This is a genomic window from Nocardioides aromaticivorans (assembly GCF_013408525.1).
GTDB classification, from domain to species: domain Bacteria; phylum Actinomycetota; class Actinomycetes; order Propionibacteriales; family Nocardioidaceae; genus Nocardioides; species Nocardioides aromaticivorans.
Map to the genome: position 1 here is coordinate 4,335,233 of NZ_JACBZM010000001.1, position 25,910 is coordinate 4,361,142.

Annotated in this window: 27 protein-coding genes; 15 read left to right on the forward strand and 12 right to left on the reverse strand. The window is 73.0% G+C overall.

Annotated elements, in window-relative coordinates:
- Positions 1-7 precede the first annotated feature (7 nt).
- Positions 8-1,372: a DNA polymerase IV gene (locus BJ993_RS20765; protein WP_179650972.1), complete on the reverse strand. Its 1,365-nt coding sequence runs from the start codon at positions 1,370-1,372 to the stop codon at positions 8-10.
- 132 nt (positions 1,373-1,504) lie between these two features.
- On the opposite strand from BJ993_RS20765, the gene BJ993_RS20770 reads away from it, so the two are divergent.
- Positions 1,505-2,524 carry a DUF4192 domain-containing protein gene (locus BJ993_RS20770; RefSeq protein WP_179650974.1) on the forward strand — a complete coding sequence of 340 codons (1,020 nt, stop codon included), beginning with the start codon at positions 1,505-1,507 and terminating at the stop codon, positions 2,522-2,524.
- Between the two features lie 9 nt (positions 2,525-2,533).
- The gene (locus tag BJ993_RS20775) at positions 2,534-3,994 is read left to right on the forward strand and encodes a glutamate-cysteine ligase family protein (protein WP_036542609.1); all 1,461 of its coding nucleotides are present in this window, start codon (positions 2,534-2,536) and stop codon (positions 3,992-3,994) included.
- A gap of 19 nt (positions 3,995-4,013) precedes the next feature.
- On the opposite strand, the gene BJ993_RS20780 is transcribed toward BJ993_RS20775, so the two are convergent.
- The gene (locus tag BJ993_RS20780) at positions 4,014-4,451 is read right to left on the reverse strand and encodes a hypothetical protein (protein WP_179650976.1); all 438 of its coding nucleotides are present in this window, start codon (positions 4,449-4,451) and stop codon (positions 4,014-4,016) included.
- A gap of 81 nt (positions 4,452-4,532) precedes the next feature.
- Between BJ993_RS20780 and BJ993_RS20785 the strand changes: the two genes are divergently transcribed.
- Positions 4,533-5,348, forward strand: coding sequence for a sulfurtransferase (locus BJ993_RS20785; protein ID WP_179650978.1), 816 nt, complete (start codon positions 4,533-4,535; stop codon positions 5,346-5,348).
- Positions 5,349-5,376: 28 nt separating this feature from the next.
- On the opposite strand, the gene BJ993_RS20790 is transcribed toward BJ993_RS20785, so the two are convergent.
- The 5 genes from BJ993_RS20790 to BJ993_RS20810 all read right to left on the reverse strand — a co-directional run bounded on the left by BJ993_RS20790 (position 5,377) and on the right by BJ993_RS20810 (position 11,561).
- Positions 5,377-7,419 carry an SDR family oxidoreductase gene (locus BJ993_RS20790; protein WP_179650980.1) on the reverse strand — a complete coding sequence of 681 codons (2,043 nt, stop codon included), beginning with the start codon at positions 7,417-7,419 and terminating at the stop codon, positions 5,377-5,379.
- Between the two features lie 105 nt (positions 7,420-7,524).
- Positions 7,525-8,547 (reverse strand): septation protein SepH, encoded by a 1,023-nt coding sequence (gene sepH, locus BJ993_RS20795; RefSeq protein WP_179650982.1) that lies wholly within the window; start codon positions 8,545-8,547, stop codon positions 7,525-7,527.
- A 134-nt stretch (positions 8,548-8,681) separates the two neighbouring features.
- A complete protein-coding gene (locus BJ993_RS20800) occupies positions 8,682-9,071 on the reverse strand; it encodes a YchJ family protein (RefSeq protein ID WP_179650984.1) in 390 nt (129 codons plus the stop codon).
- Positions 9,068-10,375 carry a D-arabinono-1,4-lactone oxidase gene (locus BJ993_RS20805; protein WP_179650986.1) on the reverse strand — a complete coding sequence of 436 codons (1,308 nt, stop codon included), beginning with the start codon at positions 10,373-10,375 and terminating at the stop codon, positions 9,068-9,070. The genes BJ993_RS20800 and BJ993_RS20805 overlap by 4 nt, the downstream gene beginning before the upstream one ends.
- Positions 10,356-11,561 (reverse strand): MFS transporter, encoded by a 1,206-nt coding sequence (locus BJ993_RS20810; protein WP_179650987.1) that lies wholly within the window; start codon positions 11,559-11,561, stop codon positions 10,356-10,358. The genes BJ993_RS20805 and BJ993_RS20810 overlap by 20 nt, the downstream gene beginning before the upstream one ends.
- A gap of 32 nt (positions 11,562-11,593) precedes the next feature.
- Between BJ993_RS20810 and BJ993_RS20815 the strand changes: the two genes are divergently transcribed.
- From BJ993_RS20815 to BJ993_RS20825, 3 genes are all read left to right on the forward strand, one after another.
- Positions 11,594-12,679, forward strand: coding sequence for a ferrochelatase (locus BJ993_RS20815; protein ID WP_179650988.1), 1,086 nt, complete (start codon positions 11,594-11,596; stop codon positions 12,677-12,679).
- Entirely contained in the window at positions 12,676-13,473 is a 798-nt protein-coding gene (locus BJ993_RS20820; RefSeq protein ID WP_036542627.1) for an inositol monophosphatase family protein, read from the forward strand. Before BJ993_RS20815 ends, BJ993_RS20820 begins: the two co-directional genes overlap by 4 nt.
- 136 nt (positions 13,474-13,609) lie before the next feature.
- The gene (locus BJ993_RS20825) at positions 13,610-13,900 is read left to right on the forward strand and encodes a DUF4193 domain-containing protein (protein WP_036542629.1); all 291 of its coding nucleotides are present in this window, start codon (positions 13,610-13,612) and stop codon (positions 13,898-13,900) included.
- Between the two features lie 36 nt (positions 13,901-13,936).
- Here the strand turns inward: BJ993_RS20825 and BJ993_RS20830 are convergent, their stop codons facing one another.
- Together BJ993_RS20830 and BJ993_RS20835 are read right to left on the reverse strand one after the other, a co-directional pair.
- Positions 13,937-14,224 (reverse strand): DUF4235 domain-containing protein, encoded by a 288-nt coding sequence (locus BJ993_RS20830; RefSeq protein ID WP_036542631.1) that lies wholly within the window; start codon positions 14,222-14,224, stop codon positions 13,937-13,939.
- 30 nt (positions 14,225-14,254) lie between these two features.
- On the reverse strand, positions 14,255-14,731 hold the full coding sequence (locus BJ993_RS20835) for a DUF3093 domain-containing protein (RefSeq protein ID WP_179650989.1): 477 nt from the start codon (positions 14,729-14,731) through the stop codon (positions 14,255-14,257).
- Positions 14,732-14,782: 51 nt separating this feature from the next.
- Here BJ993_RS20835 and dut point away from each other — a divergent pair, with 51 nt between their 5' ends.
- Genes dut through BJ993_RS20855 form a run of 4 tightly spaced genes read left to right on the forward strand, consistent with a single transcriptional unit; the run spans position 14,783 to position 17,048 of the window.
- A complete protein-coding gene (dut, locus tag BJ993_RS20840) occupies positions 14,783-15,238 on the forward strand; it encodes a dUTP diphosphatase (RefSeq protein WP_036542634.1) in 456 nt (151 codons plus the stop codon).
- 35 nt (positions 15,239-15,273) lie between these two features.
- Positions 15,274-15,921 (forward strand): DUF3710 domain-containing protein, encoded by a 648-nt coding sequence (locus tag BJ993_RS20845; protein ID WP_036542635.1) that lies wholly within the window; start codon positions 15,274-15,276, stop codon positions 15,919-15,921.
- Positions 15,922-15,933: 12 nt separating this feature from the next.
- A complete protein-coding gene (locus BJ993_RS20850; RefSeq protein WP_036542636.1) occupies positions 15,934-16,293 on the forward strand; it encodes an OB-fold nucleic acid binding domain-containing protein in 360 nt (119 codons plus the stop codon).
- The gene (locus BJ993_RS20855) at positions 16,290-17,048 is read left to right on the forward strand and encodes a DUF3159 domain-containing protein (protein ID WP_242530633.1); all 759 of its coding nucleotides are present in this window, start codon (positions 16,290-16,292) and stop codon (positions 17,046-17,048) included. The genes BJ993_RS20850 and BJ993_RS20855 overlap by 4 nt, the downstream gene beginning before the upstream one ends.
- Positions 17,049-17,051: 3 nt before the next feature.
- On the opposite strand, the gene BJ993_RS20860 is transcribed toward BJ993_RS20855, so the two are convergent.
- Both BJ993_RS20860 and BJ993_RS20865 read right to left on the reverse strand, forming a co-directional pair.
- Positions 17,052-17,726, reverse strand: a complete 675-nt coding sequence (locus BJ993_RS20860) for a potassium channel family protein (RefSeq protein ID WP_036542638.1) — start codon at positions 17,724-17,726, stop codon at positions 17,052-17,054.
- Positions 17,727-17,753: 27 nt separating this feature from the next.
- A complete protein-coding gene (locus tag BJ993_RS20865) occupies positions 17,754-18,419 on the reverse strand; it encodes a potassium channel family protein (RefSeq protein WP_036542640.1) in 666 nt (221 codons plus the stop codon).
- 64 nt (positions 18,420-18,483) lie between these two features.
- Here BJ993_RS20865 and BJ993_RS20870 point away from each other — a divergent pair, with 64 nt between their 5' ends.
- Genes BJ993_RS20870 through BJ993_RS20885 form a run of 4 tightly spaced genes read left to right on the forward strand, consistent with a single transcriptional unit; the run spans position 18,484 to position 23,173 of the window.
- The gene (locus BJ993_RS20870; protein WP_179650990.1) at positions 18,484-20,529 is read left to right on the forward strand and encodes an APC family permease; all 2,046 of its coding nucleotides are present in this window, start codon (positions 18,484-18,486) and stop codon (positions 20,527-20,529) included.
- The gene (locus tag BJ993_RS20875; protein ID WP_179650991.1) at positions 20,526-21,662 is read left to right on the forward strand and encodes a class I SAM-dependent RNA methyltransferase; all 1,137 of its coding nucleotides are present in this window, start codon (positions 20,526-20,528) and stop codon (positions 21,660-21,662) included. Before BJ993_RS20870 ends, BJ993_RS20875 begins: the two co-directional genes overlap by 4 nt.
- Positions 21,663-21,722: 60 nt before the next feature.
- Complete coding sequence (locus BJ993_RS20880) at positions 21,723-22,439, forward strand: excisionase family DNA-binding protein (protein ID WP_179650993.1); 717 nt, start codon at positions 21,723-21,725, stop codon at positions 22,437-22,439.
- Positions 22,415-23,173 carry a hypothetical protein gene (locus tag BJ993_RS20885; RefSeq protein ID WP_179650995.1) on the forward strand — a complete coding sequence of 253 codons (759 nt, stop codon included), beginning with the start codon at positions 22,415-22,417 and terminating at the stop codon, positions 23,171-23,173. Before BJ993_RS20880 ends, BJ993_RS20885 begins: the two co-directional genes overlap by 25 nt.
- Before the next feature lie 14 nt (positions 23,174-23,187).
- On the opposite strand, the gene BJ993_RS20890 is transcribed toward BJ993_RS20885, so the two are convergent.
- Complete coding sequence (locus tag BJ993_RS20890) at positions 23,188-23,763, reverse strand: dihydrofolate reductase family protein (protein WP_036542650.1); 576 nt, start codon at positions 23,761-23,763, stop codon at positions 23,188-23,190.
- A gap of 155 nt (positions 23,764-23,918) precedes the next feature.
- On the opposite strand from BJ993_RS20890, the gene BJ993_RS20895 reads away from it, so the two are divergent.
- Positions 23,919-25,829 carry an ABC transporter ATP-binding protein gene (locus BJ993_RS20895; protein ID WP_373366970.1) on the forward strand — a complete coding sequence of 637 codons (1,911 nt, stop codon included), beginning with the start codon at positions 23,919-23,921 and terminating at the stop codon, positions 25,827-25,829.
- Positions 25,830-25,910: the final 81 nt, after the last annotated feature.

Genomic DNA, 25,910 nt, shown 5'->3' on the forward strand with positions numbered 1-25,910 from the left:
CCGAACGCTACTGCTCCGCTGGTTGCCCGTCGTCCTGCGGGGCGGGCGGGTGCCAACGGTGGAGGGCGGGGTCGTCCGCCGGGAAGGAGCGCACCGGACCAGGCGGGGTCTCGGCGGTCTCGAAGCGGACGGTGACCACGCCGCGGCCGGAGCCCCAGACCCAGCCCCGGCCGTGCTCGTCGTGGACCACGTCCATCCCCGGCGCCCAGGTCGCGCCGCGAGGACGCGCGCCGGCCTCCTCGGGCTGCTCGGCCGGCGGCGCGGCGGTCGGCTCCTCCTCCGCTCCCTCGTCCTCGTCGAGGGCGGCGAAGAGGTCCTCCTGCACCCAGTCCGCGAGGCCGGAGACCCCGACGCCGAGCAGGCGGACGCCGCCGGAGGTGTCGAGGTCCGCGAGCAGGGTGCGGGCCAGCCGGGCGATGGTCGCGGCGTCCTCGGTCGGCGCCGGGAGCGTGGCCGAGCGGCTCAGCGTCGTGAAGTCGTACATCCGCACCTTGAGCGACACGGTCCGCCCGGACAGCCCGCTCGCCCGCATCCGTCGAGCGACCTCGCCGGCCTGACGGACGACGATCGCCTCCATCTGCCGCCGGTCGGTGAGGTCGTGCTCGTAGGTGCCCTCGACGCTGACCGACTTCGTCTCCCGGTCCGGTACGACGGCGCGGTCGTCCTCGGCGCGCGCCAGCTGGTGCAGCCCGTGGCCCAGCGACCGGCCCACCTGTCGCACCAGCTCGTCCTCCTCGACCTGCGCCAGCTCCCGGACCGTGTGGATGCCGGCCCGCTTGAGCCGCTCGACCGTCGCGGGTCCGACGCCCGGGATCACCGACACGTGCATGGGGTGCAGCAGCGCGACCTCGGTCCCGGGCTCGACGACGACCAGGCCGTCGGGCTTGCGCAGGTCGCTGGCGATCTTCGCCAGGAACTTCGAGCTGGCGATCCCCACCGAGGCGGTCAGCCCGCCGGTCACCTCGCGGACCTTCGTCCGGAGGTCCTCCGCGAACGCCGTCACGGTCGCCACCTCCAGGTCGGGCAGGTCGGCCTGCTCGAGGTCGACGAAGGCCTCGTCGAGCGACAGCGGCTCGACCAGAGGCGAGACCGAGCGGAGCAGTCCCATGACCGCCGCGCTGGTCGACCGGTAGGCCTCGAAGCGGCCGGACAGGTAGGCCGCGTGCGGGCACCGGGCGCGCGCCTCCCGCGTGGACATCGCCGAGCGGACGCCGAACCTCCGCGCCTCGTAGGACGCGGTCGAGACCACGCCGCGGCCGCCGGTGCCGCCGACGACGACCGGCTTGCCGCGCAGGGAGGGCTTGTCCCGCTGCTCGACGGCCGCGAAGAACGCGTCCAGGTCGAGGTGGAGGATCGAGGCCCGGTCGCGCACGGCGCAACGCTAGTCGGCTCCACCCCCAGAACCGTCCCCTGACCCTCCCCAGGGCACCGCCGCGAGGGTGCCCTGCACAGGCGGCCGCGCGGACCGGCGTGCGTGTCGGGCCTGCCGGCGAGGTTTCCGGTCATGACGACCACACCCGACGCACCCCTGCACCTGACCGCCCGCAGCCCCGAGGACCTCCTGGCCATGGCGCCGGTGGTCCTCGGGTTCTGGCCCGACGACTCCGTCGTGATGATGACCTTCGGGGCGCTGCGCCCCTTCCACGCCCGGCTGCCGCTGCCGCCGGCCGACGAGCTCGACGCGTGCGGGCTCCTCGAGGTGGAGGAGTGCCTGCTCGGCCCTGCCGAGCGCCACGGCGTGCAGGCCGTGGTGCTGCTGTACTTCACCGACGACCCGGGCCGGGCCGGCCTCGTCCACGCCGCGCTGCGTGAGGGCTGCCGGGCCCGCGGGATCGGGGTGGTGGTCGCGATCGTGGCCGACGGCGCCGACTACTCCGTGGTCGGTGCGGACGGCGCGCTCGGGCCGCGGACGTCGTACGACGTGACGGCGCACCCGTTCGTCGTGCAGGCCCTCGTGGAGGGCCGGATCGCCCACCGGACCCGCGCCGACATGGTCGCCTCCCTCGAGACGGAGCCGGCCCTGGCGGCGCCGGTCCTCGAGCAGCTCCACGAGGGCGGGTGGGAGGACACGGACCCACCGCTCGGTGCCCGGGCGGTCCGGCGCCACGGCAACTGGGTGGAGGCCACCGTGCGGCTGGCCACCGAGACCGGCGAGCTGCCGGGAGCGAGGCGCCTCGCCCGGTTGCTCTGGGCGCTGCAGGTGCCCCGGATCCGTGACGCGGCCTGGTCGGCGCTCGACCGCGCGACGGCGCCCCGCCACGTGTGGCTCTGGACGGAGGTCCTGCGCCGGACGCCCGACGACCTGGCCGCGGCGCCCGGCGTCCTGCTCGGGCTGGCCGCGTGGCAGGCCGGCGACGGCGCCCTGGCCTGGGCGGCGGTCGACCGGTGCCGCCGGGCCGACCCCGACTGCCGGCTGGCCGACTTCCTCGCGACCCTGCTGGAGGAGGCGGTGCCACCGGACGCGTGGACCGGCACCGTCGACTGGGCGTCCGGGCTCCCGCCGGCGGCGGGGGACCCCCGCTAGTGTCGGTGCATGGGTGATGACGTCGCCGCACAGGAGTTCACACCTGCCGACCGGACCCGCTACCGGGAGAAGGTCCGGCGCTGCCTCGACGTGTTCGAGCGGATGCTGCGCGAGTCCGCCTTCGACACCGACGACCCGTGGACCGGCATCGAGGTCGAGCTCAACCTCGTCGACGAGGCGGGCGACCCCGCCCTGCGCAACGACGAGGTGCTCGACGCGATCGCCGACCCCGGCTTCCAGACCGAGCTCGGCCAGTTCAACATCGAGCTCAACCTCCCGCCGGGCCCGCTCGCCGACGGTGGCCTGACAGCCTGCGAGGAGCGGCTGCGCACCAGCCTCAACGCGGCCGAGGAGCGGGCCGCGGCGATCGGTGCCCACCAGGTCATGATCGGCATCCTGCCGACGCTCGCGCCGGAGCACCTCACGGCCGAGGCGATCAGCGCCAACCCGCGCTACCGGCTGCTCAGCGAGCAGATCCTCGGTGCGCGCGGCGAGGACATCATGATCGACATCCACGGCGTCGAGCGGCTGCAGACCACCGTCGACACGATCATGCCGGAGGCGGCGTGCACCAGCACGCAGTTCCACGTCCAGGTGAGCCCGGAGCGTTTCGCGTCGTACTGGAACGCCTCCCAGGCCATCGCCGGCGTGCAGATCGCGGTCGGCGCCAATGCGCCGTACCTCCTCGGCAAGCACCTGTGGGCGGAGACGCGGATCCCGTTGTTCGAGCAGGCGACCGACACCCGCGCCGAGGAGCTCAAGGCGCAGGGGGTGCGCCCGCGGGTGTGGTTCGGCGAGCGGTGGATCACGTCGGTGTTCGACCTGTTCGAGGAGAACGTCCGCTACTTCCCGGCGCTGCTCCCGGTGATCGACGAGGAGGACCCGCTGACGGTCCTGGAGGCCGGCGGGACGCCGAACCTCTCCGAGCTGCGCCTCCACAACGGCACGATCTACCGCTGGAACCGGCCGGTCTACGACATCAGCGGCGGGCTGCCGCACCTGCGCGTCGAGAACCGGATCCTCGCCGCGGGGCCGACGGTGGTCGACACGGTGGCCAACGCCGCCTTCTACTTCGGCCTGGTCCGGGCGCTCGCCGAGAACGAGCGGCCGCTGTGGTCGCAGATGTCCTTCAGCGCAGCGGAGGAGAACTTCCACACCGCGGCCGAGCACGGCATCGACGCCGAGGTCTACTGGCCCGGCGTCGGCCGGGTGCGGGCCACCGAGCTGGTCCTGCGTCGGCTGCTGCCGCTCGCCCACGAGGGCCTGGCCGCGTGGGGCGTCAGCGCCGAGGAGGCCCACCGCTATCTCGACCTCATCGAGCAGCGCTGCCTGGCCGGCACCAACGGTGCGGACTGGTTCGCGCGGCAGATGCAGCAGCGTCGCGACGAGGACCGGTACGACGCCCTGCGCGCCGTGCTCGGCGACTACCGCGCCCGGATGCACGACAACCAGCCGGTCCACACCTGGTAACGGCCCCGGTCGGACCCGATCAGGCCTGGGGATCGGGCCGGACCCGTGCCCACACCTGCCCGGCGCCGGAGCGGGGGTCGCGCCACGAGCGCCGGGTGATGACGACGAGGTCGAGGCGCACCCCGAGCTCGCCCGACGCGGCGGTGACGGCAGCCGCCCACGCCAGGTCCTCCTCGTCGTGCCCGTCCGGCATCCGGGTCAGCCACACCAGCGGCACCCTGCCCTCCGCGAGGTGGTGGCGCGCCATCGTCTCCACGACCTCGGTCCGCAGGGCGAGGTCGAAGCGGTCGTCGGGCCCCAGCTCGAGCCGGCGGACCTCGCCGCGCGGGATGCCGACGTGGAGCACGGCGGGATGGGTCCGGCGGCGCTCGGCGAGGGCGTGGTCGCGGACCGCTCCCCGCAGCACCCGCCGGAGCAGGGAGGGGAGCGGCTCCTGGATGCCGGGACCGGTCGCCATGCGGGTGAGCCTGCCCGATCCGCCCGCGTCGTGCGGACGTCCTCCACAGCCTCGGTCCGGCCGGCCGGATAGGTTGCGGTCATGACCTCGCCCCTCATCGGTGTCGACGAGCTGGCCGCACGACTCGGGGAGGTCACGGTCCTCGACGTGCGCTACCGGATGGGCGGCCCGCCCGGCCCCGACGAGTACGCCGCCGGCCACGTCCCCGGAGCCGTGTTCGTCGACCTGGACACCGCGCTCGCGGCGCCACCCGGGCCGCGGGGCCGGCACCCCCTGCCGGACGAGGAGGCGTTCGTCCGGGCCATGCGCGCCGCCGGCGTGCGCGACGACGGTCCGGTCGTCGTCTACGACGACTGGTCGGGCCACGCGGCCGCCCGCTGCTGGTGGCTGCTGCGCTTCCACGGGCACCGCGACGTCCGCGTCCTCGACGGCAGCTGGGCGGCCTGGCAGGCGGCCGGCCTGCCGGTCGAGCAGGGCGCGCCCGCCCCGGCGCCGGCGCCCGGGGACTTCACGGCACGACCCGGCGCGATGCCGGCCGTCGACGCCACGACGGTCGCCGCGACGCAGGTCGTGATCGACGCGCGGGCGCCCGAGCGCTTCCGCGGCGAGGTCGAGCCGATCGACCCGGTGGCGGGCCACATCCCGGGCGCGGTCAACGTCCCCACGGCTCGCAACCTCGGCCCGGACGGCCGGTTCCTGCCGGCCGCCGGGCTGGCGGACGCCTACGCGGCGGTCGGCGCCGTCCCCGCAGCCGACGTCGCGGTCTACTGCGGGTCCGGCGTCACCGCCGCCCACGACGTCCTCGCGCTCGAGGTCGCCGGGGTGGCGGCGGCGCTCTACCCGGGCAGCTGGAGCGAGTGGGTCGCCGACCCGGCCCGCCCGGTGGAGACGGGCTGACGGTCCGGCTGGGCGCCCTGGCGCCGACCTACCAGTGCACGCCGCGGAAGAGCTGGGCGAGCAGCATCTGCTCGGTCTCCCGGCGGTTCTCGGCCGGCGCCTCCTCGGCGGCGGCCGCAGCCTGCGAGGCCGGCTTCTGGCCCTTCGCCGCGGCGGAGTCGGGGAACACCTGGTAGGCCAGGTTGAGCACCCGGAACGCGGCCCGCGGCGCGATCGTGTGGGCCAGCTCGCCCGCCGTACCGAGGGCCGTGTTGATCTCGTGCGGCTTGTCCACGAGCGCCTTGATGACCGTGTCGGCGGCCTGCGCGGGCGAGATCGTGGGGAACTTGTCGTAGATCTTCGTGGGCGCGATCATCGGCGTCCGCACCAGCGGCATGTGCACGTTGGTGAAGGTGATGCCGTGGCCCACGACCTCGGAGGAGACCACGTTGCTCCACGCGTCGAGCGCCGCCTTGGAGGCGACGTAGGCGGAGAAGCGCGGCGGGTTGGTCTGCACGCCGATCGAGGAGATGTTGACGATGTGGCCGGAGCGCTGCGCGTGCAGCTGCGGCATCAGGCCCATCACCAGGCGGATCGCGCCGAAGTAGTTGAGCTGCATGGTGCGCTCGAAGTCGTGGAAGCGGTCCTGCGACAGCTTGAGCGAGCGGCGGATCGAGCGGCCGGCGTTGTTGATCACGTAGTCGACGCTGGGCAGCTCGGCGACGAGCTGCTCGCAGAGCCGGTCGATCGCCTCGAGGTCGGAGAGGTCGCACGGGAACACGTAGGCCTGCCCGCCGCGCCCCTCGATGACCGCCTTGGTCTCCTCGAGCTTCTCCTTGCCGCGCGCGACGAGGACGGGGATGCCGCCGGCCTGGGCGACCTTGAGGGCCACCACCTTGCCGATGCCCGAGGAGGCACCCGTGATCACGACGGTCTTGTCCTTGAGCGCGGCGCGCGCCTTGGGGTCGCGCCCGACGGTGTCGTCGAGGTTCTCCTCCCAGTAGGACCACAGGGTCCGGACGTAGGTCTCCAGCGGCGGCACGGAGATCCCGGAGCCGGCGAGCGCCTTCTCCGTGATCCGCGAGTCGAAGACCGACGGGAAGGACGTGTGCGCGAGCGCCTCGGCGGGCAGCCCGAGGCGGCCGAGGGTCTGGTCGAGGAGCAGCTGCGCCGGTGCGGTGCGGATCACGGCCGTCATCAGGTTCAGCGGCCGCAGCGAGCGCGGGACCAGCGACAGCGGGCCGGCCGTCACGTTGCGGCTCACCGGCGTCGCGAACCGGGGCGCACCGGCGGCGGCACAGAAGGCGTTGACCATGTCGACGACCGGCTGCGGCTCCGGGTTGACCAGGTGGAAGGCCTCGCCGTCGCGGTCGGGCAGGTGGCCGAGGTGGTCCATCGCCTTGGCGACGTAGTCGACCGGCACCACGTTGGTGTCGCCCAGGTCGACGCCGACGAGCGGCAGCCACGACGGCAGGTTGTCGCGCAGCCGCTTGATCAGCGGGAAGAGGTAGTAGGGACCGTCGATCTTGTCCATGGCGCCGGTCTCGGAGTGGCCCACCACGATCGCCGGGCGGTAGACGCGCCACGGGACGACCGACTCGTCGCGGACGATCTTCTCCGACTCGTACTTCGTGCGGTGGTACGGCGACGGGAGCGGCTGGCCCTCCTCGAACATCGTCTCGTCGAACCGGCCGTGGTAGTCACCGGCCGCCGCGACGGACGAGACCTGGTGGAAGCAGCCGGCGTCCAGCGCCTCCGCCAGCGCGAGCGCGTTGCGGGTGCCGTCGATGTTCATCGCGTCGTTGGTCGCGTCGTCGGCGGTGATGTCGTAGATCGCGGCCAGGTGGAAGAAGTGGTCGATCGACCCGGCGTGCTCCGCGACCCACTCCGGGTCCACGCCCAGTCCGGGCTGGCCCAGGTCGCCGACGACCGGCTGGACCCGGTCCGAGCCCCACTGGCGGATCAGCGCCTCCATCCGGCCGAGCGAGGACGCGCGGCACAGGACGTGGATCGGACCCTCGCGGTGGTCGATGAGCTCGGCGATGAGGAAGCGCCCGATGAAGCCGGTGGCGCCGGTGACGAAGTAGGCCATGTGACGAACGCTACGCGCTTTTGGGCAGGCGCGTACTGGTCAGTTACTTGTTGGTCCGAGGGGTGGTCGAGCCGCTGGTCGACGCTCGACCCGGCCCGACCGACGTCACTGGTCGCCGCCGCCGAACATGATCTCGTCCCAGCTCGGGACGGACGCCCGACCGCGCTTCTTCTGCACCGGCCGGCGGTGCTTGGCCCGCTCGGCGTCGGCTGCGCGGGCGGCCTCGGCGGCCGGCTCGTCGGCCGTCGCCCGGATCGGCTCGTCGTGCGCCTCGGGGGCCTCGGGCACCGCGAGGTCGAGCGCCTGGTCGACGTCGTACGCCGCTGCCTCGTAGCCCGACTCCAGCGACGGGCCGGCCGGCGCGCCGAGCGGCAGCTCGTCGTCGACGGCCTCGCCGCCCAGCGGCAGCTCCTCGGCGGGCACGGCGGCGAGCCGGCGCTCGCGGGCCTGCTGCAGGTCGTCGCGGGCGGGCGCGACCGGCTCGGGCAGCACGTCGCCGACCAGCCAGCGCGCGTCGTCGTTGTCGGAGAGCGCGTAGTTGCCCGGGGCGTCGTAGGTGAACCGGGCGGTGCCGTTGCGCCCGGCCGAGAGATAGGTGCCGGTCAGCACCCAGCGCCCGGTCTCGCGCCGGTAGGCGTCCCACACGACGTCGACGGCGGGGTCGGCGCCGACGCTGCGGAGGTGGGCGGCGACCGCGTCGCCGAGCACGCGCGCCTGGGTCGGCGACGCCGGACCCTCGCCCGGAGCACGGCGCAGGGAGGCCTTGAGGGCGCGCTCGGCCACGTGCTCGCGCTCGGCGAGGACGGGCGCGACATAGGGCATGATCGCGTCCACGGTGGTCCCGGCGGCCTCGGCCACGGCCTCGGCGGACTCGCCGGCCCGGATGCGGGTCTGGATCTCGCGCGGACGGATGCTGCTGCTCATCTTGGTCTCCAACGGGCCGACACGGGTGGTCTCGCTGCGCACGGCGGCACGCAGGTCGGGCGTGATGTCGAGGGTGAACTCGGCGCCCTGGTCGTCCACCAGGAGCAGGCGGCGGCGGTCCGGGGTCGCACCGGTGAGGGTGAGCGGCGCGGCGCCGGGCTTCGCGGCGTCGTCCGCCGCACCCGCGTCGTCCTGCTCGGTCACTCGTCGTCCTCGGTGGTGTGCTGCCTGCTCCGGTTCCGCCGAGCCTACGCCCGCGGCCGGTCCGGATCCGGCTGGCCGCGCGGCGTGTGGGCGATCTGTCGACAATTTGCCCGGCTCGGGGCCGAGCGCGGCGGTCAGCTCCACGTCGCCCTCCCACGCACGTACTGCCAGCCCTCGCCGTCGCGCCGGAACCGGCTCACCTCGTGCAGGGTGCGCTCCCGGCCGTCCTCGACGAAGGACGCCCGGAACTCGACCGTCCCGCGCCGGTCGTCCGGCCCGCCGTCCGCGGCCGCCAGCACCTCGAGCCCGGTCCACCGCACCCCGTCGTCGAGTTCGAGGGACTCCGGGCGGGTCGCCGGGTGCCACGTCGCCAGCAGGTACGACGCCAGGCCGGCCACGAACGCGGAGTAGCGCGAGCGCATCAGCTCCTCGGCGGTCGCCGGCGTCGCGGCCCCGCGGTGGAACGGGCCGCAGCACGCGTCGTACCCACGACCGGAGCCGCAGGGACACTCGGCCCGGGTCACGCGCCGAGCACCCGGTCCAGGTAGGGGTTGGTGAGGACCCGGTCGGGGTCGAGGCGATCGCGCAGCGCGGTGAACTCGCCGAAGCGGGGGTAGCGGTCGGCGAGGTCGCCGGCCTCGAGGTGGTGCAGCTTGCCCCAGTGCGGTCGTCCGTCGTGGTCGCGCATGATCGCCTCCATCAGCGCGAAGTAGGCGGAGTGGTCGGCGCCGCGGTGGGTGTGGAAGGCCAGGTAGAAGGAGTCGCGGCCGAACGAGGTCGACATCGCGACGTCGTCGGCGGGCGCGACGCGGATCTCGACCGGGAAGGACACGGCGAGGCCGGAGCGCTCGAAGGCGGTGCGGCACTCCCGCAGCGCGTCGAGGCCCGCGGCGCGCGGGACGGCGTACTCCATCTCCCGGAAGACGACCCGGCGATCGGTCGTGAAGACCCGGTGGGCGACGTCGGTGTAGGTGCGCGGGCCGAGCAGGCGCGAGGCGAACCGGTTGGCGGCCGGGATCGCGCGGGGGACCCGGTTGAGCAGCGCCGTCTGCGCGCCGAAGACCGTGTTGGACAGGAGGTCGTCGTCGAGCCACGCCCGCCAGCGGGCGAGCGGCTCCGCGGCCGTCAGGTCGGTGCCGACCCGGGTGTTGCGCTTGGTGAGCATCCGGTCGGAGTGCGGGAACCAGTACATGTCGACGTGGTCGTGCGCCGCGGTCAGGTCGTCGAAGGCCGCCATCGCGTCGTCCCACGACATCGGCTGCTCCTCCGCGCGCAGCAGGAAGAGCGGCTCGACGGCGAAGGTCAGCGTGGTGAGCACGCCGAGCGCGCCGAGGCCGACCCGCCCGAGGTCGAGCAGGTCGGCGTTCTCGGCGGTCGAGGCACGCAGCACTTCGCCGGCGCCGGTGACCAGCTCGAAGCCGACCACCTGCGCGGCGAGCCCGGCGGCCCGCCCGCCCGTGCCGTGGGTGCCGGTCGAGACGGCGCCCGCCAGGGTCTGCTCGGCGATGTCGCCCATGTTGTGCAGGCTCAGCCCGAGCTGCTCGAGCTCGGCGTTGAACACCTTGAGCTGGGTTCCGGCGAGGGCCGTCACGGTCATCGCGTCGCGGTCGACGGCGACGATCCCGCGCATCCGGTCGGGCAGCAGGTGGACGTGCTGCGGGGCGGCGATGCCGGTGAAGCTGTGCCCGGTGCCGGCCGCCTTCACGGTCCGGCCGGCGGCGCGGGCGCGGGTGACGACGTCGGCGACCTCGGCCGCGTCGGCGGGGGAGACCGGCTGCAGGCCGCTCGCCGACTCCAGCCCGGACCAGTTACGCCAGCTGCTGCTCATGGTCCGGGAGGTTAGCCGGGAGCCGGGTGGCCACCGCGCCCAGGAGTGCGAGCAGCCCACCGGCGGCGCAGACGACGTACGCCGGCGAGGCGCCGTGCGCGTCGATGACGACGCCGGCGACGGCGGCGCCGGGGGCGAGGCCGGCCGCCAGCCCGGTCTGGATGAAGGCCATGCCCTCGGTCAGCCGGGCCGCGGGCAGCACCTGCTCGGCCAGCGACATCGCGGCGATCAGGGTGGGGGAGATGGCGAGGCCGCCGACCAGCAGGACCGCACCCATGACCGGCAGCGACGGGACGAAGGGCAGCGGCGCCATCGCCACGACCATCCCGAGCGCTCCCCAACGGAGCCGGACCAGCGGACCGCGCCGCCAGGAGATCGCGCCCGAGACGAGGCCGGCGAGCAGGCTGCCGAGCGCCCAGATCGCGAGCAGGAAGCCGGAGGCGGCCTTGTGGCCCTCCTCCTCGGCGAAGGCGACCGTGACCACCTCCGCGGCGCCGAAGAGCACGCCGAGGGCGGCGGCGACGACCGTCAACGGCGCGATCGCCGCCCACGGGATCGGGGGCCGGGCACCGGTCGCCGCCTCGCGCGGGTGGACCGGCGGCTCGGTGCCGCGCTGCCCGGCGAAGACATAGGTCCCGACCGTGCCCGCGACCAGCGCGGCGGCCAGGCCGGCGGCCGGGTGCACGCCGGTGGCGAGCATCGTGACCGCGATCGGGCCGACGAGGAAGACGGTCTCGTCGGCGACGGCCTCGAACGAGAAGGCGGTGTGCAGCCGCTCGGGCTGGTCAGCGAGCGTGTGGGACCACCGGGCCCGCACGCAGGTCCCGACCGAGGGGAGCGAGGCTCCCGCGACCGCCGCCAGCACGTACGTCGACCAGCGCGGCCAGTCCCACTCGAGCGAGCCCATCGCCAGCGCGAGGCCGACGCCCCACACCGTGATGACGACGGCCAGCACCCGGCCCTGGCCGAGGCGGTCGATGAGCCGGCCCTGCGGGATGGCGAAGACCGCGTTGGCGATCAGCGCGACCGCCGACACCGAGCCGGCGAAGCCGTAGGAGCCGGTCTCGTGCTCGGCCAGCAGCACGATGCCGAGGCCCACCATCGAGATCGGGAGGCGTGCGACGAGGCCGGTCAGGCTGAACAGCGTGGTGGCCGGGGTGAAGATCTGGCGATAGGTCTGCAACATTGCGCCGTCATCCTGCTCCCTACGATGGGCCCGTGCCGAATCCGGATCCGTACGACGCCCTGCTCCTGCTCTCCTTCGGTGGTCCCGAGAAGCCCGAGGACGTGGTCCCGTTCCTCGAGAACGTCACCCGCGGCCGCGGGATCCCGCGCGAGCGCCTCGAGGAGGTCGGCCAGCACTACTTCCTCTTCGGGGGGAAGTCGCCGATCAACGACCAGAACAAGGCGCTGATCGCGGCCCTCGAGGCCGAGCTCGCCGCCGCCGGGATCGACCTGCCGGTGTACTGGGGCAACCGCAACTGGGAGCCCTACCTGCCGGACACGGTCGCGCAGCTGGCCGCGGACGGCCGGCGGCGCGTGCTGTGCATCGCCACGTCGGCGTACTCCTCCTGGTCGAGCTGCCGGCAGTACTGGGACAACATCGACGACGCGCTCGCCGCGCTCCCCGGCGACGTCGAGCCACCCCGCATCGACAAGGTCCGCGCCTACTTCAACCACCCGGGCTTCGTCGCCGCCAACACCGACGGCGTGCTCGCGGCCCTGGCCGACCTGCCCGACGGTGTGCGCGACCAGGCCCGCCTGGTCTTCGTCACCCACTCCATCCCGACTGCGATGAGCGACAGCAGCGGCCCTCCGGCGCGACGGGCGGAGGGCAGCGCGTACGTCGGCCAGCACCTCGACGTCGCGGCCACGGTCGCCGCGGCCGTCCGGGAGGCGACCGGGGTCGAGCGGGAGCACGAGCTGGTCTACTGCTCGCGGTCCGGCTCCCCGCGCACGCCGTGGCTGGAGCCCGACGTCAACGACCGGCTCGAGGAGCTGGCGGCCGAGGGGGTGCCCGCGGTCGTGCTGGTGCCCGTCGGGTTCGTCTCCGACCACATGGAGGTCGTCTACGACCTCGACACCGAGGCGCTCGCGACGGCCGCGAAGCTCGGCATCGAGGCCCGGCGGGCCGCCTCGGCCGGGGTGCACCCCGCGTTCGTCACGGCGCTGCGCGAGCTGGTCGAGGAGCGCGCGGCGGTCGAGCGGGGCGAGGACGTCGCGCGGCCGGCGCTGGGAGTCCGCGGCCCGTCCCACGACCGCTGCCCGGTCGGCTGCTGCCTCGGGGAGCGGGCAGACGCGTGAGCCGGCCGTCTCCCGAGGACCTGCTGCAGCTCGCCCTCGCGACGGCCGACGAGGCCGCCGCGCTGGTCCGCCGGCACGCCGCCGGCACGATCGAGGTGGCCGCGACGAAGTCCAGTGACATCGACGTCGTCACCGCCGCCGACAGGGCGTCCGAGGAGCTGATCCGCGCCCGCATCCTCGCCGCCCGGCCGGACGACGCCTTCCTCGGCGAGGAGGGCGACGACATCGAGGGCAGCTCGGGCGTGCGCTGGATCGTCGACCCGATCGACGGCACCGTGAACTTTCTCTACGGCATCCCCGAGTACGCCGTCTCCATCGCCGCCGAGCTCGACGGCGAGGTCGTCGCCGGCGTCGTCGCCGACGTCGCCAAGCAGGAGGTGTACGCCGGCTGCCGCGGGGGAGTGCCGACCCGCGACGGCGTCCCGCTGGCCGTGCGCGGACCGGCCCCGCTGGCCCACCGGCTGGTCGCCACGGGGTTCAGCTACTCCAGCGACATGCGGGCGATCCAGGCGGCCGCGGTCGCCCGGCTGCTGCCCGAGGTGCGCGACATCCGTCGCTCCGGGTCCTGCGCGATCGACCTGTGCCGGGTGGCCTCCGGCACCCTCGACGGGTACGTCGAGGAGGGGGTCAACCTCTGGGACCACGCCGCCGCGGGGCTGATCGCCCGGCTGGCCGGCGCGCGCCTCGAGCTGGCCACCGGAGCGGGTGGCCGGACGGCCGTCGTGTGTGGCCCGGATCACGGCTTCGAGGAGCTCCTGTCCGCCGTACGGACAGCAGGCCTGGTGCGGGAATAGCCGGCCTTTTCGAACTGTTCAGGCGACTCGCACCAACCCGGGTGTCGCAACCCGTCGCCCATGGTGCACAATCTGCCGCGCCGTACCGCACACAGGACCGTGCCGGACGCGGCTCACTGAGGGGAGAGGACACGTCATGGCGACTGACTACGACGCACCGCGCAAGAACGAGGACGAGCAGTCCGAGGAGAGCATCGAAGAGCTCAAGGCTCGCCGCCACGACAAGAACTCGGGCAAGGTCGACGAGGACGAGACGGAGGCCGCCGAGTCGTTCGAGCTGCCCGGCGCCGACCTCTCGCACGAGGAGCTCGCCGTCGAGGTGAAGCCCAAGCAGGATGACGAGTTCACCTGCATGAGCTGCTTCCTCGTGCACCACCGGAGCCAGCTCGCTGACTCCAAGAAGATGATCTGCTTCGACTGCGCCTGACCCGGTCCACCGGACCGGGTCGGCGCAGGACGTCGCTCAGACGTCCTTGCGCAACCCCGGCGGCAGCTCACCGGTCGACTTGAGGTAGTAGCCCGCCGCCCTCCGCTGGGCGAACATCTTCGCCAGCGCGACGAACGTGCCGCTGGCCGCCGCCCAGGCGACCGCCTCCCAGAAGTCGACGTCCGGGTCCGCCGGGTTGGCCGGGGGCTGCTTGCCGGTCGCGGCCTTCCAGCCGCCGTCGAGAGCCTTCTTCGCCACCGCTGCCGAGCCGAGGGCCGACACGAGCGAGAACGCCGACCAGACCTTGGAGCTGTCCTTTGCCATGGGACCGACCCTATCGGGCCCGCGTCGTCGCTACTCCTGCGTACCGCGTGCCGCGTTGATCGCGCCCGCCAGCGCCTGCGGGTGCCGCGAGCTCACCAGCCAGTACGGCGCCGGGTCGGCCGGGTCGGTGATCTCGACCTTGACCGACTGCTTCAGGTAGGGCCGCAGCACGAGGAACGCCCGGGCGTCCGCACCCGGGCCCGAGACGTGCCGGGTGGCGTCGTCGTCCAGCGCCTCGGCCGGGCCGAGGTGGACGACCTCGATCCGGGCCCGCCCGGCGCGGAACCAGCCGTCGGCCACGACGAGCCGCGCGTCGCCGTACGACCGCAGGAAGAGGGCGAGCAGGGCCAGCAGGATGCCGGTGATGATCCACGGCAGCAGCGGCGCCTTGGCGTCGAGCGCGACGACCATGGCCAGCCAGAAGGTCGCGATGAACATGGTGCCCTGGGCCCACCAGCGCAACGGGACGCGCAGGCGCTCGGTGTAGGCCGGTGCACTCGATGTCACGCGGAGGATGATCCCATCCGCACCCGAGACGTCGTGATCTAGGGTCTCCCCGTGCCGACCGACCTCGAGATCGCCGTCCAGCAGCTCGACCCCGACCTGCCGCTCCCGGCCTACGCCCACCCGGGCGACGCGGGCGCGGACCTGGTGTCCACCGTCGACGTGACCCTCGCCCCCGGCGAGCGGGCCCTGGTGCCGACCGGGATCGCCATCGCGCTTCCCGACGGGTACGTCGCCCTGGTGCATCCGCGCTCCGGCCTGGCCGCGCGCCACGGGTTGTCGATCGTGAACACCCCGGGCACCGTGGACGCGGGCTACCGTGGAGAGATCAAGGTGCTGCTCATCAACCACGACCCGGCCGAGACGATCGCGCTCCGGCGCGGCGACCGGATCGCGCAGCTGGTGATCCAGCGCTACGAGCGGGCCGCGTTCGTGGCGGTCGACACCCTTCCGGACAGCGTCCGTGGGGGCGGCGGCTACGGTTCTACCGGTGGGTTCGGAGGAACCTGACGATCGGCTCGCCAGAGCCCGAGGAGGAGAGCAACGTGAGGTTGCGGCGCAAGGGGGTCACCACGGACGAGTCCGTGGTGGACGACACGACCGACGAGGCACCCACCCGTCCGGCCGCCGAGGCGGCCACCGGTCCCTACGACGTCGACGAGCTGCCCGACGACGGACTGGCCCGGCTGGACCTGGGATCGCTGCTGGTCGCGCCGCTGCCGGACCGCGAGCTGCGGGTCCAGGTGGACGAGAAGTCCGGCGAGGTCCGGGCGGTGCTGCTGGCGACCGACGCCGGCGCCCTCGAGCTGCGCGCCTTCGCGGCGCCCCGCAACGGTGACCTCTGGAGCGACATCCGTCCGCAGATCGCCGCCGACGCCGCCCGCCGCGGCGGCACGGCGACCGAGCGCGAGGGCAAGTTCGGCACCGAGCTGGTCTGCGAGGTGCGGATGACCCGCCCCGACGGCCAGACCGGCACCCAGACCTCGCGCGTGATCGGTGTCAACGGCCCGCGCTGGCTGCTGCGGGCCACCTTCCTGGGGGAGCCGGCCCGCGAGCCGGAGGCCGCCCAGGAGTGGGAGGCCGCGATCGAGCAGCTGGCCGTGCGCCGCGGCGCGCATGCGATGCCGGTGGGCGAGCAGCTCCCGCTGTCGCTGCCCGACGGCGCGCAGTCGAAGGCCGTCCCCGCGAGCTGAGCAGAGGGCTCCATGGGCACCAAGAGCCGCCTCCGGCGGACCATCAGCAAGTGGGCGAACAACGACGAGGCCGACGCCCGCGACCTGCGCAGGACGTTCACCCGCGAGGGCGTCGTCTGCATCGGTGACGCGCCCGACCGCGCCCCGGTGCGGCTGCGCGGCACCCTGCGCACGGTGACCCTGCGTCCCCGCGGCGGCGTACCGGCCCTGGAGGCGGAGCTGTACGACGGCACGGGCACGGTCACCGTGATCTGGCTCGGCCGGCGGCGCATCGCCGGCATCGGCCCGGGGCGTGCGATCGAGGTCAGCGGGCGGATCGGCACCCACGAGGCGACCCGCATCCTCTACAACCCCCGCTACGAGCTGCTGTGAGCGGCGTGGACGAGTCCGGCGAGCACCACCACGAGCACACCCTCTCCCGCACCGCCGGCCAGGAGATCGGTGTCGCCACCGTCGAGGCGCTGGTGCGCCACCAGCTGGCCGCGGCCCTGGGCGGGCGGCGCGGGATGGTCGAGGCGGCGGTGCCCGGCCTCATCTTCACGGCCGTGTGGCTGCCGACCGACAACCTGCGCTGGGCGCTGATCGCCAGCCTCGGCGTCGCCGGCGTCGCCCTGGTGCTGCGCCTGGCCCAGCGCAGCTCGGTCCAGTACGTCTTCAACGCGATCTTCGGCATCGGCATCGGGTGGGTCTTCGTCCAGTGGGCCGAGAGCTCCGGAGCCACCGAGGACGAGAAGAAGCTGGCCTTCTTCCTCCCCGGGATCCTGATCAGCCTCGCCTACACGGTGGTGCTGGGCGGGTCCTGCCTCGTCGGCTGGCCCGCGCTCGGGTTCATGCTCGGCGCCGTCGCCGAGGACCCCGTCGGGTGGCACGACAACCCGCAGGTCGTCCAGCTGTGCAACCGTCTGACCTGGGTGATGCTGCTGCCGGGCGCGATCGGGGTGCTGATCCAGGGGCCGATCTGGCTGATGGGCGATCGCGGGACGATCAGCGCCGACCTCGCGGTGACCCTGATCTTCGCGCTGCGCACGGTCCTCGGGTGGATCCTGCGGATCGCGTCCTGGTCGGCGATGATCTGGCTGCTCGCGCGCAACGCGACGCCGCTGGAGCCGGAGCCCGACGCGGCCTGAGCCCTACTTGCTCGGGTGCGAGCCCGGTGCGAGCAGGCGCTCGAGCTCGTCCTCGGCCTCCGCTGGTACGACGAACAGCAGCTCGTCGCCCGACTCGACCGGCTGCTCCGGGGTCGGCACGTAGACCTGGCCGTCGCGCAGGATGGACACGAGCGCGCAGTTCTCCGGCAGCGGGATCAGGCCGGACGCCTTGCCGACGTAGGGGGAGTCGGCCGGCAGCACCATCTCGACCAGGTTGGCGTTGCCCTTGCGGAAGGTGAACAGCCGCACGAGGTCGCCGACGCTCACGGCCTCCTCGACCAGCGCCGACATGATGCGCGGGGTCGACACGTTGACGTCGACGCCCCACGCCTCGGTGAACAGCCACTCGTTGTTGGGGTGGTTGACGCGGCCGACCGTCCGCGGCACGCCGAACTCGGTCTTGGCGAGCAGCGAGGTCACCAGGTTGGCCTTGTCGTCACCGGTCGCGGCGATCACGACGTCGCACTTGTCGAGCCGGGCCTCCTCGAGGGACGAGAGCTCGCAGGAGTCGGCCAGCAGCCACTCCGCGTCGGGGACCCGCTCGGGACGGATCGAGCTGGGGGACTTGTCGATGAGCAGGACCTCGTGGCCGTTCTCGATCAGCTCGCGGGCGATCGAGCGACCCACGGCGCCGGCTCCGGCGATGGCGACACGCATCTGGGTGGTCTCCTCGGTCTGCTCGGGTCAGTCGGAGTGCTCGGGGCCGCGCCCGAGCACCTCGTAGGCGAGATCGGCGATCTGCTCGCGGGTCACCAGGTGGAGCATGTCGCCCTCCTGGATGACGCTGTCGCGGTCGGGCAGCATGCCCTCGCCCAGCCGGTCGATCCACGCGACCCGGCAGCGGCCCTGCTCCTGCAGCTGGCCCACGCTCGCGCCCACCCACACCTCGGGGGCGGGGATGTGGTCGACCCGGATGGTGCCGGACGGGTCGCGGAAGTCCGGCTCGGCGCCGGCCGGGAGGATCCGGCGCAGCACCTGGTCGGCCGTCCACTTGACCGTCGCGACCGTGGTGATGCCGAGCCGCTGGTAGACCTCGGCGCGGCCGGGGTCGTAGATCCGGGCGACGACCTGCTGGATCCCGAAGGTCTCACGGGCCACGCGCGCGGCGATGATGTTGGAGTTGTCGCCGCTGGACACGGCGGCGAACGCGTCGGCGCGCCGGATGCCGGCCTTCTCCAGGACCTCCTGGTCGAAGCCCATGCCGGGGATCTTGTCCCCGTTGAAGCCCGGACCGAGCCGCCGGAAGGCGTCGGGCTCGGTGTCGATGATCGACACGGTGTGGTTGCGGTCCTCGAGGCTGCGCGCCAAGGTCGATCCGACCCGGCCGCATCCCATGATCACGACGTGCACGACGAGAACGCTATAGCACCGTGAATCGTCGCGGCGGGTCCCCGATGCCCTACCGTTGTCGCTCGTGGGTGTCGGTGACGTCTCGAAGCGGATCCTCCTCGGGCGCAAGCTTCGCAGCGCACAGCTGGGGGAGACGCTGCTCCCCAAGCGGATTGCGCTTCCAGTGTTCGCCAGCGACGCGCTCTCGTCCGTGGCCTATGCGCCGGACGAGGTCTTCATCATGCTCGGCATCGCCGGGGCGAGCGCCTACGCGTGGTCCTGGAAGATCGGCCTCGCCGTCGCGCTGGTGATGTTCACGGTCGTCGCGTCGTACCGGCAGACCGTCCACGCCTATCCCTCGGGCGGCGGCGACTACGAGGTCGCGACCGTCAACCTCGGCCGGACCGCGGGCGTCACCGTCGCCAGCGCGCTGCTGGTGGACTACGTGCTCACGGTGGCGGTGTCGATCTCCAATGCCGCGCAGTACGCCGCGAGCGCGATCCCCGACCTGATCGGGCACGAGGTCCTCGTCGCCACGATCGCGGTGGTGCTGCTGACCGCGATGAACCTGCGGGGCGTGCGCGAGTCGGGCTCCTTCTTCGCGGTGCCGACGTACCTCTTCATGGTCGCGATCCTCGGCATGTGCGCCTACGGCTTCGTGCTCATGCTGAACGGCAGCCTGCCCGACGCGGAGAGCGCCGAGCTCCACATCCGGCCGGAGGAGGGCTGGGAGGGCCCGCTGAACCAGATCGCCCTGGTCTTCCTCCTCGCCCGCGCGTTCTCGTCGGGCTGTGCCGCGCTCACCGGCGTCGAGGCCATCTCGAACGGCGTCCCGGCGTTCAAGCGCCCCAAGAGCAAGAACGCCGCCACGACGCTGCTGCTGCTCGGACTGATCGCGGTCAGCATGATGATGAGCATCATCGTCCTCGCCAACCAGATGGCGATCCGGTTCGTCGACCCGCACAAGCTGGAGCAGCTGCGGACCGCGGGCGGGGACGCGGTCGCCGACGACTACCAGCAGCACCCGGTCATCTCCCAGATCGCCAACGGCGTCTTCCAGGACTTCTCGCCGGGCTTCTACTTCGTCATCACGGTCACCGGCATCATCCTCGTCCTGGCCGCCAACACGGCCTTCAACGGCTTCCCGGTCCTCGGCTCGATCCTCGCCCGTGACGGGTTCGCGCCGCGGGCGCTCGGGTCGCGCGGCGACCGGCTCGCCTACAGCAACGGCATCGTGTTCCTCGCCGTGATGGCGATCGTGCTGATCATCCTGTTCGACGCCCAGACCACGAAGCTGATCCAGCTCTACATCGTCGGCGTCTTCGTCTCCTTCAACCTCAGCCAGCTCGGCATGATCCGGCACTGGAGCCGGCACCTGGCGACCGAGAAGGACCCGGGTGAGCGACGCCGCATGCAGCGTGCGCGGGCGATCAACACCTTCGGGCTCGGCCTGACCTCCGTCGTGCTGGTGATCGTGCTGATCACCAAGTTCCTCGCCGGCGCGTGGATCACGATCCTCGCGATGGGCTTCTTCTTCCTGCTGATGCAGGCGATCAAGAAGCACTACGACCGGGTCTCGGAGGAGCTCGCCGCCGACGAGACGGACAAGGCGCTGCCGACCCGGGTGCACGCGATCGTGCTGGTCTCCAAGCTGCACAAGCCGACCCTGCGCGCGCTCGCCTTCGCGAAGGCGACCCGGCCGAACGCGCTGGAGGGCGTCTACGTCTCGGTCGACGACAAGGAGACGGCCAAGCTGCTGGAGGAGTGGGACGACCGCAACACCGGCATCCCGCTCAAGGTGCTCCACTCGCCGTACCGCGAGATCATCCGGCCGATCGTCGAGTACGCCACGGCGATCCGCCAGGCCAACCCGCGCGGCGTCGTCGCGGTCTACATCCCCGAGTACGTCGTCGGCCGCTGGTGGGAGCAGCTGCTCCACAACCAGACCGCCCTGCGGCTCAAGGGCCGCCTGCTCTTCACGCCGGGCGTCATGGTCACCTCGGTGCCCTACCAGCTGCGGTCCTCCGAGCTCGCCGTCGAGCGCGAGGAGCGCGAGGAGCACCGGGTGCGGCCCGGCGACCTGCGCCGGGGCCGGGTCGAGGACGAGCGCGACCGGCAGATCACCCGGTGAGCCGCCAGTCCGGCCGACGTCCCCGCGCCCGGAAGGCTCGAGGCGCGTCGGCGGTCGGGCGCCGCTTCGAGGCTGAGGTCGGACCGGTCGCCCACGGCGGCCACTTCGTCGCCCGCGTGCCCGCCGGCGCCGACGGCGAGGAGCGGGTCGTCTTCGTGCGGCACGCGCTGCCCGGCGAGCGGGTGGTCCTGGAGGTCACCGACGGCACCGACGGCGACCGCTTCTGGCGCGCCGACGCCGTCGAGGTCCTCACTCCGTCGCCGGACCGCGTCACCGCGCCCTGCCCGTACGCCGGCCCGGGGCTCTGCGGCGGCTGCGACTTCCAGCACGTCGACCTCGCCGCCCAGTGCCGGCTGAAGGCCGACGTCGTCCGCGAGCAGCTGCGTCGCGTCGCCAGGCTCGATGTCGAGGTGGTCGTCGAGGCCGTGCCCGGCGACGAGGCCGGCCTGCACTGGCGCACCCGCCAGCGCTACGTCCCGCTCGCCGATGGCCGCCGGGGGATGCGCAAGCACCGCTCGCACGAGGTGGTCGAGGTCGACGAGTGCCTGCTGGAGGCGCCCGCCGGACCGTCGTACGACGTGGAGGGGCGGGCCTTCGAGGTCGCCGACGGTGGCTTCTGGCAGGTCCACCCGGGGGCGCCGTCCGCGCTGGTCCGTGCCGTGCTCGAGGCCCTGCGCCCCCAGCCGGGGGAGTCGGTCCTCGACCTGTACGCCGGCGTCGGTCTCTTCAGCCGCTTCCTGCTGGAGGCCGTCGGCCCGGAGGGCCGGGTCGCGGCCGTGGAGGCCGACCCCGCCGCGTCAGCCCTGTCGGCGACGAACTGCCCGGGCCTGCTGGCCCGGCCGGGTGATGTCGCCGAGGTGCTCGCCGGCGGCCTGCCCGGGGCGTGGGACACCGCGGACCTGGTGGTGCTGGACCCGCCCCGCGCCGGCGCGAAACGCGCCGTCGTGGAGCAGGTCGTCGCCCGCTCTCCCCGAGCCGTCGCCTATGTCGCCTGCGACCCCGGTGCGTTGGCCCGCGACGTGGCGATCTTCGCCGAGCACGGCTACCGGCTGGCCTCGCTGCGTGCGTTCGACCTGTTCCCGATGACCCACCACGTCGAGTGCGTGGCGTTGCTGGAGCGGCAGCCGGCCTAATCGTTGTCCTTTCGGCAAATCTACCGATTCCGGTATGGTTGTCGAAAGGAGGTGGTGGTCGTGGAGGTCAACGTGGCGGAGGCGGCGCGCCGGCTCGGGGTCAACGACTCGCGGGTGCGGCAGCTCCTTCGTGCAGGCGAGCTGCGCGGACGCCGCCTCGGCAACTCCTGGCTCATCCCGGCCGAGGAGGTGGCGCGCCGGGAGCGGAGCGAGCGGCGTCCCGGCCGTCCCCTCGCGCCGAAGCGTGCATGGGCCGTGCTCGACCTCCTCGATGGTGGGCGGGCTGCATGGCTCTCGGACCCCGCGCGGTCGCAGGTACGCCGCTATCTCGCCGACCTCCAGGTCCCCGGCCCCGACGGATGGTGGGCGGCGCTCCGGGGACGGAGCCGTGTCCTGGACGTCGTGGCCCACCCGGCGGCCATCGACCGGCTGCGCCGCGTCGACGGCCTCCAGCAGGCCGGGCCCGCTGCGGTGGTCGGACGGGGGTTCGACGTCGTCGATCTCGCCGATCCGGTCCCGGAGCTCTACGTCGCCGCCGAGGTGTGGCCCGACCTCGCCCGCTCGCTCGCGCTGCGCGAGGGCGCTGAACCGAACCTGCGGATCCGGATTCCCCGCGAGGTCTGGCCGTTCGCCGACGCAGGCTCATCCGGTGGAGTCGTGAGCGACGCCGTGCTGGCGGCGGACCTCCTCGAGTCGGACGAGCCTCGTGCGGTCGCTGCCGGCGTGGCTCGTCTCGACGAGCTGCTGGATGCGTGGCTCCGCGAACGGGCCCGCTGATGGCCCTGGTGGTCGAGCTGCCTGTGCTGCCGTCGCCGGTCGACGAGCTGTGGCACACGCTCCTCGACCTCGGCGACCGCCTGGACGTCCCGTGGGCGCTGATCGGCGGACAGATGGTGCTGCTGCACGCCATCGAGAACGGGCAGGTCCCTCCCCAGGTCAGCCAGGACGGCGACGTGATCGCCGACGTCCGCGCCGTGCCCGGCGCCCTGACCCATGTCGTCACCAGCCTCGAGGGCATGGGATTCGCGTTGCAGGGGATCAGCGCCGACGGACTCGCCCACCGCTACACCCGGCCCGCCGAGCCGCGGCCGGTCGTCATCGACGTACTCGCGCCCGAGGGGTTGGGGCAGCGGGCGGACCTCACCACCACTCCGCCGGGGCGAACCATCGAGGTGCCCGGCGGAACGCAGGCGCTCGGCCGGACCGAGCGGATCACCGTCGTGCACGAGGGGCGACGGGGCACCATCCCCAGGCCCACCCTGCTGGCCGCCATCGTCGGGAAGGCGGCAGCGACGGCCCTGCCCGGGCCGGACCGTCACTACCGGGACCTCGCACTGCTCTGTGCGCTGGTCGAGGACCCGTTCGACCTCGGTGACCAGATGACACGCAAGGATCGGCAGCGGCTGCGGCTCGCGCGCAGCCTGCTGGACGACGTCCACCCTGCGTGGCTGCTGGTGCCGGGCGCGATCAGGAGTGCCGGCCAGATCGCCTACGGCGTCCTGCACGGCTGAGTCGAGCCGCAGGCTCAGCGCACCACCGAGTAGCAGAGCTTCTGCACCCCGTTGGCGTACGCCTCGGACTCGACCAGCTCCAGCTTCTGGCGGTCCTTGTCGGTCTCGCTCCACATCCGCTTGCCGGCGCCGAGGACCCACGGGAAGACCAGCAGGTGGTAGCGGTCGAGCAGGCCGGCGTCGGCGAGGCCGCGGGCGAGGCTGGCGGAGCCGTGGATCGAGATCGGGGCACCGTCGGTCTCCTTGAGGGCGGCGACGTCGTCGAAGGAGCGCAGGATGGTCGTCTCACCCCAGTTGTCGACGAGGTCGTCCTCCTTGAGGGTGGTCGACACGACGTACTTGGGCATCGCGTTGTACTTCGGGAACTCCTCGGTCATCTTCGGCCAGACCGGCGCGAAGGCCTGGTAGCTGACCCGGCCGAGCATCAGGGCACCGGCCTCCTCCTGCTCGCGTCCCTTGAGCTCGTAGACCTCCTCACGGAAGTCGATGCCCTGGAAGGTCCAGCCGCCGTTGCGGTAGTCGGGCTCGGGGGCGGGGGCCTGGACGACGCCGTCGACGGAGACGAAGGCGGTGTAGATCAGGGTGCGCATGGTGACCTCCTGGGCCGGTTCGGGGGCGCTTCTCATCCTCTCCACGAACACTCCTGGACCGATACGACAACCCGCCACGACTTTTCTTCGCGGCCGGATCGGATCCTCGGCTTGTCCTCAACTCGACTTGAGGTTCTAACGTCTCTTGCATGAGCATGGAGTCGATCGCCTGGAACCAGGTCTACCGGGGGATGCACGGACCGGAGGTCGACCGCGGTTTCAGCACGGCGACCGCCCGGCGGATCCTCACCTTCGCCCGCCCGCACCGCCGCAAGCTGATCGGGTTCGTGGTCCTCAGCGTCGTGACGTCCGCGCTCGCCGTCGCCACGCCCGTGCTCGCCGGCCGGGTCGTCGACGCGATCGTCGAGGGCGACCGCGAGGGACTCGTGACCGGTCTGGCCCTGGCCATCGCCGGCCTCGCCGTCGCGGACGCCGCCTTCGGGCTGCTCGGCCGCTGGCTCTCGTCGCGGATCGGCGAGGGCCTGATCCTCGACCTGCGGACGGCGGTCTTCGACCACGTGCAGCGGATGCCGGTGGCGTTCTTCAGCCGCACCCGCACCGGGGCGCTGGTCAGCCGGCTCAACAACGACGTGATCGGCGCCCAGCGGGCGTTCAGCACGACGCTCTCGGGCGTCGTCGGCAACCTCGTCACCCTGACCCTGACCCTCGTCGTGATGCTCGGCATCTCGTGGCAGGTCACCCTGCTGGCGCTCGTGCTGCTGCCCGTCTTCGTGGTCCCGGCCCGCCGGATGGGCCGGCGCCTGGCCGGCATCCAGCGCGAGGCGGCCGACCACAACGCCGCGATGGGCAACCAGATGACCGAGCGCTTCTCGGCGCCCGGCGCCACGCTGGTCAAGCTGTTCGGCCGTCCCGAGCAGGAGTCCGCGGAGTTCGCCGCCCGCGCCGAGCGCGTCGCGCAGATCGGCGTGCGCACCGCCATGGTGCAGACCACCTTCGTCACCGCGCTCACGCTGGTCTCCGCGCTCGCCGTCGCCGTCGTGTACGGCGTCGGGGGGCTCGCCGCGATCCGGGGCAGCCTCGACGCGGGTGACGTCGTCGCCCTCTCGCTGCTGCTGACCCGGCTCTACGCGCCGCTGACCTCCCTGGCCAGCGCGCGCGTCGACGTGATGAGCGCGCTGGTCAGCTTCGACCGGGTCTTCGAGGTGCTCGACCTGGAGCCGCTGATCAAGGACAAGCCGGATGCCGGCGACCTGCCCGACGGTCCGGTCTCCGTGGAGCTCGACGACGTCCGCTTCGCCTACCCGTCGGCCGACAAGGTCTCGCTGGCCTCCCTCGAGTCCGTCGCGGTGCTCGACGCGCGTGGGGGAGAGGAGGTCCTCCACGGGATCTCGCTGCGGGCCGAGCCCGGCCAGGTCGTCGCGCTGGTCGGCTCCTCGGGCGCCGGCAAGTCGACGATCGCCCAGCTCGTCTCCCGCCTGTACGACGTCGACGCGGGCGTCGTACGCCTGGCGGGCACCGACGTGCGGGACCTGAGCGCCGCGGCGATCCGCGACGCGGTCGGCATGGTGACCCAGGACGGCCACCTCTTCCACGACTCGATCCGCGGCAACCTGCTCTTCGCCCGCCCGGGCGCGAGCGAGGAGGAGCTGTGGGACGCGGTGACCCGGGCCCGGCTCGCGGACCTGGTCCGGTCCCTGCCCGACGGGCTCGACACGGTCGTGGGGGAGCGCGGCTACCGGCTCTCCGGTGGGGAACGGCAGCGACTGACGATCGCGCGGCTGCTGCTGAAGCAGCCGCGGGTGGTCATCCTCGACGAGGCGACCGCATCCCTGGACTCCACCTCGGAGGCGGCGGTCCAGGCGGCGCTGGCCGAGGCGCTGAGCGGGCGGACCGCCCTGGTGATCGCCCACCGGCTCTCCACGATCCGGGCGGCGGACCTGATCGTCGTGGTCGAGGGCGGCCGCATCGTCGAGCGTGGCACCCACGCCGAGCTGGTCACGGCGGGTGGCCGCTACGAGGAGCTCTACCGGACCCAGTTCGCCGAGGACACGCCGTACGCGATCGTGGACGGGCGTGGAGATCTGCCTTCAGGTCGTGTATCTTGATATCAAGAGATATCGGGACTCCCGAGCCCCGCAGAACTTAGGTCAGCCTCACTATCCGTACGCCGGGCCCCGGCGGCAGGA

What these genes read in the sequence shown, in the direction of transcription:
- BJ993_RS20770 (WP_179650974.1), top strand. Translation starts at nt 1,505, where the DNA reads ATGACGACCACACCCGACGCACCCCTGCACCTGACCGCCCGCAGCCCC.
- BJ993_RS20775 (WP_036542609.1), top strand. Translation starts at nt 2,534, where the DNA reads ATGGGTGATGACGTCGCCGCACAGGAGTTCACACCTGCCGACCGGACC.
- BJ993_RS20780 (WP_179650976.1), bottom strand. Translation starts at nt 4,451, where the DNA reads ATGGCGACCGGTCCCGGCATCCAGGAGCCGCTCCCCTCCCTGCTCCGG.
- BJ993_RS20785 (WP_179650978.1), top strand. Translation starts at nt 4,533, where the DNA reads ATGACCTCGCCCCTCATCGGTGTCGACGAGCTGGCCGCACGACTCGGG.
- BJ993_RS20790 (WP_179650980.1), bottom strand. Translation starts at nt 7,419, where the DNA reads ATGGCCTACTTCGTCACCGGCGCCACCGGCTTCATCGGGCGCTTCCTC.
- BJ993_RS20805 (WP_179650986.1), bottom strand. Translation starts at nt 10,375, where the DNA reads ATGAGCAGCAGCTGGCGTAACTGGTCCGGGCTGGAGTCGGCGAGCGGC.
- BJ993_RS20810 (WP_179650987.1), bottom strand. Translation starts at nt 11,561, where the DNA reads ATGTTGCAGACCTATCGCCAGATCTTCACCCCGGCCACCACGCTGTTC.
- BJ993_RS20825 (WP_036542629.1), top strand. Translation starts at nt 13,610, where the DNA reads ATGGCGACTGACTACGACGCACCGCGCAAGAACGAGGACGAGCAGTCC.
- BJ993_RS20830 (WP_036542631.1), bottom strand. Translation starts at nt 14,224, where the DNA reads ATGGCAAAGGACAGCTCCAAGGTCTGGTCGGCGTTCTCGCTCGTGTCG.
- BJ993_RS20850 (WP_036542636.1), top strand. Translation starts at nt 15,934, where the DNA reads ATGGGCACCAAGAGCCGCCTCCGGCGGACCATCAGCAAGTGGGCGAAC.
- BJ993_RS20860 (WP_036542638.1), bottom strand. Translation starts at nt 17,726, where the DNA reads ATGCGTGTCGCCATCGCCGGAGCCGGCGCCGTGGGTCGCTCGATCGCC.
- BJ993_RS20890 (WP_036542650.1), bottom strand. Translation starts at nt 23,763, where the DNA reads ATGCGCACCCTGATCTACACCGCCTTCGTCTCCGTCGACGGCGTCGTC.
- BJ993_RS20895 (WP_373366970.1), top strand. Translation starts at nt 23,919, where the DNA reads ATGGAGTCGATCGCCTGGAACCAGGTCTACCGGGGGATGCACGGACCG.